Source organism: Kitasatospora sp. NPDC056327 (assembly GCF_042261735.1).
Taxonomy (GTDB): Bacteria; Actinomycetota; Actinomycetes; order Streptomycetales; family Streptomycetaceae; genus Kitasatospora.
Genome location: NZ_JBHJRC010000082.1, coordinates 1 through 14,610, shown reverse-complemented (window position 1 = coordinate 14,610; position 14,610 = coordinate 1). Strand labels below are relative to the sequence as shown.

General features: G+C 75.5%; 12 protein-coding genes. 11 read left to right on the top strand and 1 reads right to left on the bottom strand.

The window, feature by feature from the left end; all coding sequences use genetic code 11:
- Positions 1-114: 114 nt before the first annotated feature.
- Positions 115-1,377 (top strand): cytochrome P450, encoded by a 1,263-nt coding sequence (locus tag ACFCX4_RS14725; RefSeq protein WP_376142242.1) that lies wholly within the window; start codon positions 115-117, stop codon positions 1,375-1,377.
- On the opposite strand, the gene ACFCX4_RS14720 is transcribed toward ACFCX4_RS14725, so the two are convergent.
- A complete protein-coding gene (locus ACFCX4_RS14720) occupies positions 1,374-1,976 on the bottom strand; it encodes a DJ-1/PfpI family protein (protein WP_376142240.1) in 603 nt (200 codons plus the stop codon). The two genes, ACFCX4_RS14725 and ACFCX4_RS14720, sit on opposite strands and share 4 nt — an antisense overlap.
- A 148-nt stretch (positions 1,977-2,124) precedes the next feature.
- Between ACFCX4_RS14720 and ACFCX4_RS14715 the strand changes: the two genes are divergently transcribed.
- The 10 genes from ACFCX4_RS14715 (at position 2,125) to ACFCX4_RS14670 (ending at position 14,535) form a co-directional block, all read left to right on the top strand.
- A complete protein-coding gene (locus ACFCX4_RS14715) occupies positions 2,125-3,681 on the top strand; it encodes a condensation domain-containing protein (RefSeq protein WP_376142238.1) in 1,557 nt (518 codons plus the stop codon).
- Positions 3,678-5,555, top strand: coding sequence for an ABC transporter ATP-binding protein (locus ACFCX4_RS14710; protein WP_376142235.1), 1,878 nt, complete (start codon positions 3,678-3,680; stop codon positions 5,553-5,555). The genes ACFCX4_RS14715 and ACFCX4_RS14710 overlap by 4 nt, the downstream gene beginning before the upstream one ends.
- A complete protein-coding gene (locus ACFCX4_RS14705) occupies positions 5,552-7,408 on the top strand; it encodes an ABC transporter ATP-binding protein (RefSeq protein ID WP_376142231.1) in 1,857 nt (618 codons plus the stop codon). The genes ACFCX4_RS14710 and ACFCX4_RS14705 overlap by 4 nt, the downstream gene beginning before the upstream one ends.
- Positions 7,409-7,421: 13 nt before the next feature.
- Positions 7,422-8,822, top strand: a complete 1,401-nt coding sequence (locus ACFCX4_RS14700) for a nitroreductase family protein (protein ID WP_376142229.1) — start codon at positions 7,422-7,424, stop codon at positions 8,820-8,822.
- A complete protein-coding gene (locus ACFCX4_RS14695; RefSeq protein ID WP_376142226.1) occupies positions 8,819-10,261 on the top strand; it encodes a class I adenylate-forming enzyme family protein in 1,443 nt (480 codons plus the stop codon). Before ACFCX4_RS14700 ends, ACFCX4_RS14695 begins: the two co-directional genes overlap by 4 nt.
- An 80-nt stretch (positions 10,262-10,341) precedes the next feature.
- On the top strand, positions 10,342-10,623 hold the full coding sequence (locus ACFCX4_RS14690; RefSeq protein WP_376142223.1) for an acyl carrier protein: 282 nt from the start codon (positions 10,342-10,344) through the stop codon (positions 10,621-10,623).
- On the top strand, positions 10,613-11,335 hold the full coding sequence (locus tag ACFCX4_RS14685) for a dihydrodipicolinate reductase C-terminal domain-containing protein (RefSeq protein WP_376142221.1): 723 nt from the start codon (positions 10,613-10,615) through the stop codon (positions 11,333-11,335). Before ACFCX4_RS14690 ends, ACFCX4_RS14685 begins: the two co-directional genes overlap by 11 nt.
- On the top strand, positions 11,316-12,104 hold the full coding sequence (locus tag ACFCX4_RS14680; RefSeq protein WP_376142218.1) for a class II aldolase/adducin family protein: 789 nt from the start codon (positions 11,316-11,318) through the stop codon (positions 12,102-12,104). Before ACFCX4_RS14685 ends, ACFCX4_RS14680 begins: the two co-directional genes overlap by 20 nt.
- A complete protein-coding gene (locus tag ACFCX4_RS14675) occupies positions 12,101-13,237 on the top strand; it encodes an acyl-CoA dehydrogenase family protein (protein ID WP_376142216.1) in 1,137 nt (378 codons plus the stop codon). The genes ACFCX4_RS14680 and ACFCX4_RS14675 overlap by 4 nt, the downstream gene beginning before the upstream one ends.
- Positions 13,238-13,290: 53 nt before the next feature.
- Complete coding sequence (locus tag ACFCX4_RS14670; protein ID WP_376142213.1) at positions 13,291-14,535, top strand: LLM class flavin-dependent oxidoreductase; 1,245 nt, start codon at positions 13,291-13,293, stop codon at positions 14,533-14,535.
- Positions 14,536-14,610 lie beyond the last annotated feature (75 nt).

The following is a 14,610-nucleotide window of genomic DNA, read 5'->3' as shown; positions in this document are numbered from 1 at the left end:
CTCCGCCCGCCCGGGGCCGTGATGCCCTCTCGACGGCACGGGTGCGCGGCGTCATGCTCGTCCTGGTGCGCGTCCGTCCGCCGCGCGCCCCAGCCGCCCGACCGAGGGAGCCCCGTGGACCGTCTCGTGCTGGATCCGACCGGCCGCGACCGTGACGCCGAGACCGTCGAACTGATCGCCCGCGGACCGGCGGCGCCGGTGGACATCCTGGGTGTGCGGGCCTGGGGGGTGGCCGATCCGGCTCTGCTGGAGTCCCTGCTCCGGGACCCCCGGGTGTCCAAGGACCCGTACCAGCACTGGCCGGACTTCGCCGAGGTGGTGCCCACCTGGCCGCTGGCGGTCTGGGTGGCCGCCCGCAACATGTTCACCGCCTACGGCCCGGAGCACCGGCGGCTGCGCCGGCTGATCGGCACCGCGTTCTCGGCCCGCCGGATCAACGCGATGACCGGGCAGATCGAGCAGCTGACCGACGCCCTGCTGGACGACCTGGCCGTGCTGCCTGCGGGCGCGGTCGCCGACCTGCGCGAACACCTGGCGCACCGGCTGCCGATCCAGGTCATCGCCCGGCTCCTCGGTCTGCCCGACGCGCTGCGGGACGGCTTCCGCGCGACCGTCGACCGGGTCTTCTCCACCGTCCTCACGCCGGAGCAGTCGCACGCCAACCTGCTCGCGTTCTACGCCATGCTGGACGAGCTGATCGCCACCAAGCGCCGTGAGCCGGGCGACGACATGACCTCGCTGCTGATCGCCGCCCGCGACACCGAGGAGGCCGGGGACGGCGGGGCGGCCGCGCTGACCGAGGAGGAGCTGCGCGACACCCTGCTGCTGATCGTCTCGGCCGGCTACGAGACCACCGTGAACCTGATCGACAACGGCATCACCGGGCTCCTCGGCCACCCCGAACAGCTCGCCCTGGTGCGCGCGGGCAGGGCCGGCTGGGACGACGTGGTGGAGGAGGCGCTGCGGCACGACGCGCCCGTCGCCCACCTGCCGCTGCGCTACGCCGTCGAGGACATCGACCTGCCGGGCGGTGTCACCGTCCGCCGCGGCGAGGTGATCCTCGCCGCCTACGCCGCCGCGGGCCGGCACCCCGCCCGGCACCCGGACGCCGACGTCTTCGACATCACCAGGGCGGACAAGGACCACCTCGCCTTCGGCCACGGCGTGCACTTCTGCCTCGGCGCCCCGCTGGCCCGGCTGGAGGGCCGCACCGCCCTGCGCCGGCTGTTCGAGCGCTTCCCCGACGTCGTCCTCGCGCCGGGCACCGAGCTGCGCCCGGTCGAGTCGCTGATCTCCAACGGCCACCGCGCGCTCCCGGTGCTGCTCCACGGGGTGGCGCGGCACCGGGGCGGGCGGGAGTCGTCGGACGAGCTTTAGACCGGCGGCTCGGGGTCGTACTGGATGCCGTGGCGGACCTGGCGCGCCCGCTCGACGGAGTGCAGCCGCGCCACGAGGTGCAGCGCCATGTCGATCCCGGCGGAGATGCCGGCCGAGGTGACGAGGTCGCCGTCGTCCACGAAGCGGGAGTCCCGGCGGACCTCGGCGGTCGGCTCAAGTTCGGCGAGCAGGTCCAGGGACGTCCGGTGGGTGGTGACGGCGCGGCCGCGCAGCAGGCCGGCCTTGGCCAGCACCAGCGCCCCCGTGCACACGCTGGTGGTCAGTGACGCCTCCGCGGAGAGCTCGCGCACCCAGGCGAGGTGGTCCTCGTCCTCCATCAGCGGCCGGGTGCCCTGCCCGCCGGGGTGCAGGACGACGTCGGCGGGCGGCATCGCGTCCCGGGAGAAGTGCGGCAGGATCGTGAGGCCCTTGGCGCAGTGCGCCGGTGCCCCGTCCCGCGAGACGCAGTCGACGCGCCAGCCGTCCTCGGGGAACTTGCGGGTCCAGTAGGAGAGCACCTCCCACGGGCCGACGGCGTCCAGTTCCTCGACGTCGGGGAAGAGCAGGATCGCGATCCGGCGGAGTCTTTCGTCGCTCATGGGCGTCATCAAAGCAGAGGCGCGGGAGTCACCGCCAGGGGTTCACCGGGGCTGTGCGGACGGCTGGGATTCGGCTGACTGTTCGCCAACGGTGGTGTGCTGCACGTTCTCTGATGATGAGACAGATCATTGACGCTGGTATAGACCTGTGCCTAGATTGTGCCCGTCCGGTCCAGTGGCGACCGCTGTTCCGCCGTTCCGCAGTCACGCCGTTCCGCCGCCCGCGACCCCCGGGGCCGCGGGCCTTCGCCCCACCGCGAGGCCGCCGGGATTCCCCGGGCCATTTCTCCCCCTCTCCGACGGAGGATGCTTTCAGGTGCCCAGTCAGGAAGAAGTTCGCCCACTGTCCTTTTCCGTGCCGGAGGGCGGGACCTCCCCGCTGACCTGGGGGCAGCTCGCGATCTGGCGGACGATCGCGTGGATGGGCGACGAAGCGCACTACTTCAACGTGCGCCGGCTGATCGACCTCCCGCCGGGCACCACGGTCGACACCGCGGTCCGGGCCGTCGGTGAACTCCTGGTCCGGCACGAGGCGTTGCGGACCACCTGGGCGTCCGGCGGGGCCGAGGGGGCCGAGCCCGAGCAGACGGTGCGCACCGAGGGCACCGTGGAGGTCCTGGTCGTGCCGGTGCCCGGCGGCGACGTCCGGGAGGCCGCGGAGGCCCGGACCGTCGCCCAGGCCGCCGAACCGCTGCCCGGCGCCGACGGCATGCCCGGCCGGTTCACCGTCTTCACCCGCGGCGAGGAGGCGGTCTGCGTCGGCGCGGTGGTCACCCACCAGGCCGTCGACGGCTGGTCGATGCGGGTCCTGGAACGCGAACTGCGCGCCCTCGCCGCAGGGGAACCGCTCACCGCCGACCCGTGGCAGCCGCGCGACCAGGCCGCCGCCGAGCGTTCGCCGGGCGGGCTCGCCCGCAGCCAGGGGGCGCTGCGCTACTGGCAGCGGACCCTGGAGAAGGCGCCCCCCGCGATGTTCGGGCCGTCGCCCGAGGCCCCCGCCGACCCCGAGCGCTTCGTCCGGCTGGGCATGGACTCGCCCGCGCTCGCGCTCGCCGCGACCGCGCTGGCCGGCCACTGCGGCACGTCCGCCTCGACGGTCCTGCTCGCCGCGACCGCCGCCGTCGTCGGCCGGTTCGCCCGCCGGGACTCCGTGGTCCTCCAGCTGATCGCCTTCAACCGGGTCGACCCGCGCACCGACGACCTGGTGGGCTCGATGACCGAGAACGCGCTGTTCACGGTGGACACGGCCGGGGACGACTTCCCCGCGCTCGTGCGCGCCACCCACGAACGCGCCGTCGTCGCCTACCGCAACGCCCGCTACCACCCCGTCGACCTCGACCGGGTCCTGGACGGCGTCGCCGAGGCCCGCGGCTCCCGCCCCGACCTCGGCTGCTTCTTCAACGACGCGCGGCTCCAGGACCGCTGGCCCGACACCCTGGGCGGGCTGCCGGCCGGCGACGCGGCCGTCGAGGAGCTCCGGGCCCGGACCCGGCTCTGGGTCGAGGGCACCTGGGCCGCCCAGGACGCGACCTTCTTCGCGCACACCACCTACTCGCCCGACTCGGCCCGCTTCTTCGTGATGGCGGACACCCTCCTGCTGCCCCGTCCGGCGGTGGAGGAGTGCCTGCGCGAGACGGAGCGGGTGGTCCTGGACAGCGCGCTGCGGCTCGCGTCGGCGCCGGTCCCCGCCGGGGAGGGCGCATGACCCGCACCGGAGGCGGGCCCGCGGCGGCCGTGCGCGCCCGCGCCGCCCGCTGGCTGGCCGTCGCCCGGCTGCTCCCGGCGGCCGGCCGGCCGCTGGTGGCCCTCGCCCTCGCCGTGAACCTCGCGCTCGGCCTGCTGCCGGTGGCGTTCATGGTCGCCACCGCCGTCGCGATCGCCCGGCTGCCCCGGGCGGCGGCCGCCGGGGGCGACTGGGCCACCGTGCTGCCCGCCCTGGTGGCCGGCCTCGCCGCCTTCGTCGTCGCCCAGACCCTGCGCCCGTTCCAGACCGCCGTGGCCGAGTCCGTCACCCGGGCCGTCGACGGCCACTGCGTCGACCGGCTGCTGACGGCCACCACGATCGACGCGCCGCCCGCCGCCCTGGACCGGCCGGAGTCGCTCGACCGGCTGGCGGACGCCCGCTCGGCCTTCGACCGCGCGATGCCCAGCCCCGGCGACGCCGCCGCCGGCCTGGTGAACCTCGTCGCCCGCTACTCCCAGCTGGCCGCCGCCCTGGTGGTCCTCGCGGTGGTGCTCGGCCCGTGGGCCGCCCTGTTCGCCGGGGCGACCGCCCTCGCCGTCCGGTTCGGCCAGCGCGGCTCCCTCGCGTCCTTCGTCGAGTACTGGAAGTCCATGGCGGGCGAGCGCCGCAAGTCCGCCTACCTGCGGACCGCCGCGGTCGACGCCTCCGGCGGCAAGGAGATCCGGCTGCTCGGCGCCCTGCCCTGGTTCCGGGCACGCTACCGGGCCGAGGCCGTCGGCTACCTGGCACAGCTCTGGAAGGAGCGCCGCCGGCTGCTGCTGCGGCCCTTCCTCGGCCTCGCGGCGGTGGCCCTGCTCGGCGGGGGCGGGGCGTTCCTGGTGCTCGCCACCGCCGTGCCCGCCGGCCAGGACGGCGCGCTGGCGCTCGCGCTGACCGTGCAGTGCCTGCTCGTACCGCTGCGCTTCGGCGTCTACTTCCCGGAGAGCGACGTGCAGACCCAGTACGGCCTGCTGGCGCACCGGGCGCTCACCGACTTCGAGGAACAGGCGGGCCACGAGCCCCGCCCGGAACACCCGCGGCCGGTGCCCCGGCAGACCGAGGGCATCGCCTTCCGCAAGGTCTCCTTCGGCTACCCCGGCGCGGACCGCCGGGTCTACCGGGAGCTCGACCTGGTGCTGCCCGCCAACCGTTCGACGGCGGTGATCGGCCTCAACGGCGCCGGCAAGACGACCCTGGTCAAGCTGCTGGCCCGGGTCCACGAGCCGGACGGCGGGCGGATCGAGGTCGACGGCGTGCCGCTGACCGACCTCGAACCGGCCGAGTGGCGGCGCCGGCTGGCCGTCGTCTTCCAGGACTTCAACCGCTACGAGCTGACGCTCGCGCAGAACGTCGCGATCGGCGCGGCCCACCGCCCGGCCGACCCGGTCGCGATCACCTCCGCCCTGGAACGGGCGGGCGCCCGGGAGGTGCTGGACACCGTGGGCCTCGACACCGTGCTCTCCGCCGCCCACGAGGGCGGCCGGGACCTCAGCGGCGGCCAGTGGCAGCGGGTCGCCCTCGCCCGGGCCCTGTACGCGGTCGACGCCGGGGCGGAGGTGCTGGTCCTCGACGAGCCGACCGCCCAGCTCGACATCCGCGCCGAGGTGGCCTTCTACGACCGCTTCCTCGAACTCACCCGGGGGACCACCAGCGTGGTGATCTCGCACCGCTTCTCCACCGTCCGGCGCGCCGACCACATCGTGGTCGTCGAGAACGGCGCCGTGATCGAGAGCGGCGACCACGAGAGCCTGCTGCGGACCGGCGGCCGCTACGCGGAGCTGTTCCGCCTCCAGGCCGACCGCTTCGAGGCGTCCCCTGACGGGGTCGCCACCGACCGCCCGGGAGCCCTGCGATGAAGGACCTGTCGCTCGCCGTCGTCCACTTCACCCGGCTCTCCTGGCGCATCGACCGCCGCCGGCTCGTCCTCGGTCTGGGACTCCTGCTGCTCGGCTGCCTGGCGACCCCCGCCCTCGCGATCGCGCTCAAGCACCTCACGGAGGCCGTGCTCGCGGGCGACGGCGGACCGGCCGCGGGCTTCGCGCTGGCCGCAGCGCTGCTGCTGGTCGCCGAGCTGATGCTCGGCCACTTCGCCCACCTGCACTACTTCGAGCTCGGCGAGCTGGAGGAGATCGAGCTCCAGAGCCGGCTGCTGGACGCCGCGGCCGGCCCGGACACCCTGGAACGCGTGGCCGGCCCGGAGTTCGCCGACACCCTGCACCTGGTCCGGGAGGACGTGGTCAAGACCCGGGCCGCCCTGGAGGCGGTCCTCCAACTGGTCGCCATCGGCCTGCAGACCGTGCTCACCATGGCGCTCCTGGCCCGGGTGGAGCCCGTGCTGGCCCTGCTGCCGCTGCTCGCGGTGCCGCCGGTGCTGGCCGGACACCGGGCCCAGGAACTCGTGGAGGGAGCCAAGCGGCGCAGCGCCGCGCACTCGCGCCGCACCCGCGACCTGCTCCGGCTCGCCACCGCCCCCGGCCCGGCCGGGGAGATCCGGCTCTCCGGCGCCGGTCCCGAACTCCGCCGCCGGCAGGCCGAGTCCTGGCGGGCGGCGAGCAGGGTGCTCAACCGTGCCCAGTGGGGCGCCGCCGGGCTGCGCGCCGTCGGCCAGCTGCTGTTCGCGGCCGCCTACGCCGCCGCGCTGCTGATCACCGTCGGTGCGGCCCTGGACGGGCGGATCGGGCTCGGTGACGTCATCCTGGTGATCACCCTGACGGTGCAGATCAGCACCCAGACGGCGGCGTTCCTGGCGCTGTTCGGGACCCTCCAGGGCGCCGGGCGCACCGTGCGCCGGCTGGCCGGGCTGGCCGCCGAACCGCCCGCCGCCGCACCGGGGGAGCCCGACGCACCCGCCGTACCCGCCGCCGCACCCCGGGCCCCGGCCGGCCCCCCGACCCGGCCCGCCCGGTCCGTCCCCGCCCGGCTGGAGGGCGGCATCCGCTTCGAGCACGTCTCCTTCACCTACCCCGGCGCGGCCGAGCCCGTCCTGGACGACATCGACCTCGAACTCCCGGCCGGCGCCACCGTCGCCCTGGTCGGCGAGAACGGCGCGGGCAAGAGCACCATGGTCAAACTGCTCTGCGGCCTCTACCGCCCCACCCGGGGCCGGATCCTGGTCGACGGCACCGACCTCGCCGACCTCGACGCCGCGGCCTGGCGGACCCGCGTCGCCGCCCTCCTCCAGGACTTCGCCCGCTACGAACTGCCGCTGCGCCGGACCGTCGGCCTCGGCGACCTGCGCCCCGGCACCCCGCCCGGCGAGGACGACGCCGCCCTCGCCGACGCCCTGCACCGGGCCGACGCCCGGAGCATCGCCGACGCCCTCCCGCAGGGCGTCGACCACCTGCTCGGCAAGGGCTACGGGGACGGCGCCGAACTCTCCGGCGGCCAGTGGCAGAAGCTGGGCCTGGCCCGCACCCTGCTGCGCCCGGCCCCCCTGCTGCTCGTCCTCGACGAGCCCGCCTCGGCCCTCGACGCCGAGGCCGAGCACCTCCTGTTCGACGGCTACGGGGCCACCGCCCGCACCCGCGCGCTGGCCCACGGCTCCGTCACCGTCCTGGTCACCCACAGGTTCTCCACCGTGAGCCGCGCCGAACGGATCGTCGTCCTGGAGGACGGGCGGATCCGCGAGTGGGGCACCCACCAGGACCTCATGGCCCGCCCGGGGCTCTACGCGGAGCTGTACACGCTGCAGGCCGGCGCCTACTCCTAGGAAGGCAGGTACCTTGCACACCCGTGAACCCGTCCACCTGACCGACACCCCCGCGGGCGTCGCCGACGACACCGAACTCGCCCGGATCTGGGCCGAACTGACCACCATCTCGGCGCGCCCCGTGCTCGCCGAGGACACCGCCCCCGGACCGGGCCTCGCCCGGGCCCTGGGCGTCGTCGACGACGGCATCCTCTCCAGGGGGCCCGGCGGGATCCGCTCGGTCCCCTCCGCGGGGGCGATCTTCCCCTACGACGTCCTGGTCCTGGACCGCTCCGCTCCGGGCCCCGCCGTCCTCTACCGGCTCGACCTCGACCGCCGGCTCTGCGTGCGCACCGCCGGCGGCCCGCCGCTGGACGAGGTCCTCGCCGGGACCACCGACGACGACCGGTCCGTCCTCGTCCTGCTCGCCGTCCGGCCCTGGCTGTCGATCCGCAAGTACGGCCCCCGCGGCTACCTCTACGCGCAGATCGACGCCGGGCACGCGGCGACCAACCTGCTCGGGACCGCGCTCGACCACGGCGCCGCCCGGCTGCGCCTCGCGGTGCCCCGCCGGCGGCTCGCCGAGGCGCTCGCCGACCACCTGCCGTACCGCGGGATCCACTCCGTGCTGGAGCTGGAGGTTCCGGAGCGGGACGCGGCCGTGCCCGCCCCGGCCGGCTGGGGCTACCTCCACCAGGAGCACCCGGCACCGATGGAGAGCACCGGCCGGCTCGAAGCGGTCTGCTGGGCCGGCATCCCCGGCCTGCTCGCGGCCGGCCGGGACCGGGCCCCGGTGGTGGCGCGCACCGTCGTCGACGCCGTCCCGCCGCTCCTGGCGCCGGAGGGGATCCGGCCCGGCGAGTGGACCGGACTCTCCCGGGTGCGGCGCTCCTCCAAGCGCTTCGGCCGCCAGGCGCTCGACCCCGCCGTCCTGCTGGACGCCGTCGGCGCGCTGGCCACCGAACTGCCCTGCGACCTCACCGGCAGCGGATTCGGCGTCACCGTGCTGACCCCGCCCGGCCGCTTCCCCGACCGGGGACCCGGGCACGGCGACGCGCTGCGCTTCGTCGGCACCGCCTTCGTCACCGGCACCGAGGACATCGCCCGCGCCTGCATGGGCCAGAGCCACCTGGCGGGCGCGGACTCCTTCGTCCTCCTGCACGCCGACCGGGCCGGCACCCTCGGCACCGGCCCCGCCCCGCTGCGCGAGGCGATCTTCCGCTCCGCGGCCGCCGCCCACCTGCTCTACCTCGGTGCCGCGCGCAACGCGATCGGCGTCACCGGCGTCGGCGGGTTCGACGCGGCCCGCTGGCTGGCCGCCGCGGGCCTGGACGACACCCGTGAACTGCTCTACATCGTCGCCCTCGGCAGCGACCGCGACGACGACCGCAAGCTCGACCGCGCCGAGATCGCCTACGCCCAGGGGGAAGGATGACCGGCCTGCTGTGGGAGCGCCTGCGCGCCTCTCTGCACAGCCACCGCGACCGGCCCGCCGTCAGCGATCCGGAGGGGACCCTCAGTTTCGGTGAACTCCTCGACCGGGCCGAGGAGTTGCGGGGGCTTCTCGGCCTCGCCGACCGGCCGGGCCCGGACCGCGCGCGGGTCGCGCTGACGGCCGGCAACACCGCGCACTACCCGGTCGCCCTGCTGGCCGTGCTCGGCGCGGGCGCGGTGCCGTTCCTCTTCGACCCGCAGTGGGGCGAGACGGAGATCGCCGCCGCCGTCCGCAGCTGCGGCATCGACCTCCTGATCCACGACCGGCCGCTGCCGGCGGGATCGGCCCGTCCCCTCCGCCCGCTGACCGGACCCCTGGAACTGAGCGAGGCCACCGGGGAACGCGAACGCCCGGACCTGCTGGCGACCACCGAGCTGTGCCGGTACACCACCGGCAGCACCGGCTACCCCGGCTGCGTGGAGTTCGCCGGCACCGCGGTGACCGGGGCCGCCACCGGCTGGATCACCGGCACCGGCCTGGGGCCGGAGGACCGCATCCTCTGCTTCGCCGGCCTCGCCAACGGCCTGGCCTTCAACACCTCGCTCGTCCCCGGCCTGCTGGCCGGCTCCGTCCTCCACCTGGCCGGCGGGCTGCCCACGGCCGGCCACGTCCTGCGCTACGTGCGGCAGACCGCGCCCACCCGGCTCACCGGGTTCCCGGCGCTCTACGCCTCACTGCTGCGGCGCACCGCCCCCGCCCCGGAACTCGCCGGGATCCGGGTGGCGATCTCCTCGGGCGCCCCGCTGCCACCGGACGACGCCCGCGCCCTGGAGGAGCGCTACGGACTCGCCGTCGCCAACTACTACGGCATCGCCGAGACCGGCCCGCTCACCTTCGACCGGGCCCCCGCCCCGGCCCGCGGCCTCGGCGCGCCCCTGCCCGGCGTCGAGTTCCGGATCCCGCCCGGAGCCCGGGCCGGGGAGCCCGCCGTGATCGCCGTCCGCTCCGCCTCCATGGGCTCCCGCTACCTCAACGCCCCCGGTCTGCTCGAACAGCGGCTCGACGCCGACGGGTTCTACCTGACCGGGGACGAGGGCTACCTGGCGGACGGCCTGCTCCACCTGGCCGGCCGCTCCGGCAAGCACATCAACGTCGGCGGCCGCAAGGTCGACCCCACCGAGGTCGCGGACGTCCTTCGCACCGTGCCCGGGGTGACCGACGCCCTCGTCCTGGAGGTCACCAGGTCCGACGGCGACAAGGCGCTCGGCGCCCTCGTCGCGGCGCCCGCCGGCCTCGCCACCGACACCGTGCGCGCCCACTGCCGCGGCCTGCTCGCCCCGTACAAGGTGCCCGAACGCCTCGCCGTCGTGGACCGGATCCCCGCGTCCAGCATCGGCAAGCCCCGGCTGGCCGCGGCCCGCGCGCTGCTGGAGAACTGAGCCCGGCGGCGTCCCGGCCGGCGGACACCCCGCCGGCCGCCCCGCGGTCCCACCGGACCGTCCCCATGAAACGGAGTGTCATGACCAGTCAGGCCCCGCAGGCCGGTTCCCTGCACGACCGCGTCGCCGACCTCGCGGTGACCGCCTCCGACGGCGGACTCCCGCTCGACGCCGTCCGCGCAGGCGGCTCCACCTTCGCCGAACTCGGCATGTCCTCGCTCTCCTTCCTGCGGCTGATCGACTCGCTGGAGAACGAGTACGGCGTCTACATCGACCTGGAGGAGGCCGCGGGCACCCTGGGCACCGTCGGTGGCCTCGTGCAGTACATGGAGGGCCAGGGAGTGGGCGCCCATGCCGGGTGACGCCCTCCGGGTCGCCCTGGTCGGCGCCCGCGGCAGACTCGGCACGGCCGTCGCCCGGGCCTGCCGCGACGACGGCCACCACGTGCTGGCGGCGGGCCCCGGCGGCGACCTGCCGCTCCGGGAGGGCGCCGACCTCGTCGTGGACGCCGCCCCCGCCGCCGCGACCGGACACACCGTCGCCCAGTGCCGCGCGGCCGGCCTGCCACTGCTCAGCTGCGCCTCCGGGCTGACCCCGGGCCACCTCGACGCGCTGCGGGACCTGGCGGCCGAACGCCCCGTGCTGCGCGCCGCCAACCTCACCCTCGGCCACTGGCTCCAGCGCCGGACCGTCGCGCTGCTCGCCCACACCCTGGCCGGGCACACCGACCGGCCCGAGGCCGCGGTGCACGAACGGCACACCACGGCGAAACGGGACAGCCCCAGCGCCTCCGCCCTGGCCCTGGCCGAGCTGTGGACCGACCGGACCGGCGAACCGCCGGCCGAGCTCGCGTCGCTGCGCTCCGGCCTGCCGGTCAGCGAACACACCTTCCGACTCACCTTCGACCACCAGACCCTGACGATCCACCACGACGTCAGATCGCTGGCCGCCGCCGCCGCGGGCGCCCTGCTCGCGGTGCGCTGGCTCGCCCGGGCCCGGCCCGGCCTGTGGTCGATGGACGACGTCTACGACGACGCAGCCCGAAGGAGCAGGCATGTCGACCCCTACGGATGAGACCACCGACGTCCGCCCGGCCGCGGCGGCCGGGGCGCACCCACCGCCGCAACGGACCCCGGCCGAGCGCCACCTGCGCGGCCGGCTCGCGGTCGCCGCCCGCTCGCTCTCGCTCGGCGGGCACGACGACTTCAACCAGGGACAGGTGTCGGCCCGGCTGCCCGGCAGCCGCTCCTTCCAGATCAAGGGCGCGCTCACCGGCTTCGACGAGTGCTTGCCCGAGGACGTGGTGCCCGCCGAGGTCGACCCCGACGCACCCGCCCACCGCCTCGCCCCGCCCGAACTCGCCCTGCACCAGGCCGTGTACGAGGCCCGGCCCGACGTCAACGCCGTCGTCCACAGCCACGCGCCGTACACCCTGGTCTTCGGCGCCACCGATCTGGTGATGCGCCCGGTGTCCCACGACGGCGCCTGCTTCGAGCACCGGTTGTCCCGCTTCACCGTCACCAGCAACACGATCCTGGACATCGCCACCGGCCGCGCGGTCGCCGCCGCCCTCGGACCGGATCCGGCCCTCCTGCTGCGCAACCACGGCGGGCTGATCGTCGGGAAGTCGCTCAAGCACGCCGTCGTCCTCGCCCACCTGCTCGAACGGGCCTGCCGGCTGCAGCTCCTGGCGGAGTCCGCACCGGGCGGCTACCACAGCTCCTCGGCCGCCGACGTCGAGGCCAAGCGCGAGTTCATCTACGGCGACCTCGCGGTCCGCTCCTACTGGGAGCACTCGGTGCGCGCCGTCGTCCGGGCCTTCCCCGAGGCGGCGCGGTGGTGAAGGTCGAACGCCACTTCGCCGACGACACCCAGCGCGACCTGTTCGCGCTGGCCGAGGAGATTGCGGACAAGGAACTCGCCCCGCGCGCCGCCGCGGAGGAACGCAGCGGCCGCTTCCCCCGGGAGACGGTCGAACTGCTCGGCCGGGCCGGCCTGCTCGGGCTGCCGTTCCCGGAGCGCTGGGGCGGTGGCGACCAGCCCTACACCGTCTACCTCCAGGTGCTGGAGTGCCTCGCCCGGCGCTGGTTCGCGGTGGCCGAGTCCGTCCACCTCCAGGTGCTGGCCGCGCACGGCCTGGCCCGGTTCGGCGACGACGGCCAGCGGGACCGCCTGCTCCCCGGGCTGCTCACCGGCGAGGTGCTCGGCGCGAACGCCCTCTCCGAGGCCGACGCCGGCTCGGACCTGGAGGGCATCCGCACCACCGCCGTCCGCACCGGGGACGGCTACCTGCTCTCCGGCACCAAGTCCTGGGTCAGCCACGGCGGCGTGGCCGGCCTCTACAACGTGTACTGCCGCACCGGTGGCGCCGGCCTCGGCGGGCTGACCTGCCTGATGGTCGACGCGCGGACCCCGGGGGTGCTGCCCCAGCGCCCCGAGCACAAGATGGCGGTCGCCACGCTGCCGACCGCCCAGGTCGTCCTCCAGGACGTCCGGGTGCCGGAGTCCATGCGCCTCGGCCGGGAGAACCGGGGCATGCTGGTGGCGGCCTCGGTGTTCGACCACGGGCGGCTCGGCATCGCGGCGTGCGCGGTCGGCCTCGCCCAGGCGGCCCTGGACTACGCCACCGAGTACGCCAAGGGCCGGGTCCAGTTCGGCGCGCCCGTCATCACCTTCCAGGGCGTCGGCTTCCTGCTCGCCGACATGGCCACCCAGGTCGCGGCGGCCCGCGCGCTGCTCCTGGAGGCGGCCCGGATCAGGGACGCCGGACGGCCGTTCGCGACCCAGGCCGCCCAGGCCAAGCTGTTCGCGACCGACACCGCGATGCGGGTCACCACCGACGCCGTCCAGGTGCTCGGCGGGCACGGCTACGTCCAGGACCACCCCGTGGAGCGGTGGATGCGCGAGGCGAAGCTCCTGCAGATCATCGAGGGCACCAACCAGATCCAGCGCGCGGCCATCGCCCGCGCGCTGTGACCGCTCCCGGGGGCCGTGCGCCCGTCACCACCCAACCGAGTCAGAGGACCACCATGCGCTTCGGCTGTTTCATCTCCCCCCTGCACCCGATCGGTGAGGACCCGACCCTCCTCTACCAGCGCGACCTCGAATTCGCCCAGGTCGTCGACACGCTGAACTACGAGGAACTGTGGATCGGCGAGCACCACTCGGCGGGCTGGGGCACCATCCCCGCACCGGAGCTCTTCATCGCGGCGGCGGCCGAGCGCACCCGGCGGATCAAGTTCGCGACCGGCGTCACCGCACTGCCCTACCACCACCCCTTCCTGGTCGCCGACCGGGCCGTCCAGCTCGACCACATGACCCGGGGCCGCTTCATCCTGGGCGGCGGCGCCGGCTCGGTGATCTCGGACATGCACATGTTCGGGATCGCCCCGGAGGACACCCGCGAGCGCACCGCCCAGGCGATGGAGACGGTCGTCGCACTGCTCGCCGGCGAGACGGTCACCCGCGACGAGGGCTGGTTCCGCCTCGTCGACGCCCGGCTCCAGCTCGACCCGTTCACCCCGGGCGGCCCCGAGGTCACCGTCGCCAGCGCCGCCACCCCGTTCGGCGTCCGGCTGGCCGGCCGGCTGGGCATCAGCGTGCTGTCCCACGCCGCCCCGCCGTGGGGCGTGGTGCGGGCCGGCCACAGCCTCGGCATCGAACGCCTGGCGGACCAGTGGCGCCACCACGAGGAGGCCGCCGCCGAGGCCGGCCGCCGGGTCTCCCGGGACGACTGGCGGCTGGTCGTCCCCGTCCACGTGGCGCCGACCTCCGAGGAGGCGCTGGAGGACATCCGGGAGGGGTGGCTGCGCCAGCGCAACGAGCTGTGGATCGACACCTTCGGCATCCCGATGTCCCGCAACCCGCTGAGCGGCGCCAAGGCCTTCGAGGCCACCGTGGCGGCCAACGGCATCATCGCCGGCGACGTCGAGCACGTCGTCGGCGCGATCACCAAGCTCCAGGAGGTCACCGGGGGCTTCGGCACCCTGCTCATCTCCTGCCAGGACTGGGCGCGGCGGGAGGCCCAGCTGCGGAGCGTCGACCTGTTCGCGCGCTTCGTGGTGCCCCGCTTCCGGGGGACGACCGAGCGGCTGCGGGCCTCCAACACGTGGGCGGCGGCCAACCGCGCGGCGATGCAGGAGGCCGGGTTCGCGGCCCGGACCAAGGCGATGGCGGAGCACGGCGAGCCCGGCGGCCAGGACACCGGCCAGGGCGGCCAGGGCGACGGGGCGAGCAGCGGCCGGGACGGCGGCGGGGACGGCGACCGCGGCTGACCGGACGCACCGCTCCCGGACGCACCGCTCCCGGACGCAGCGCCCCGGGCGGCCCGCCGCGGACCCGGTCCGCGG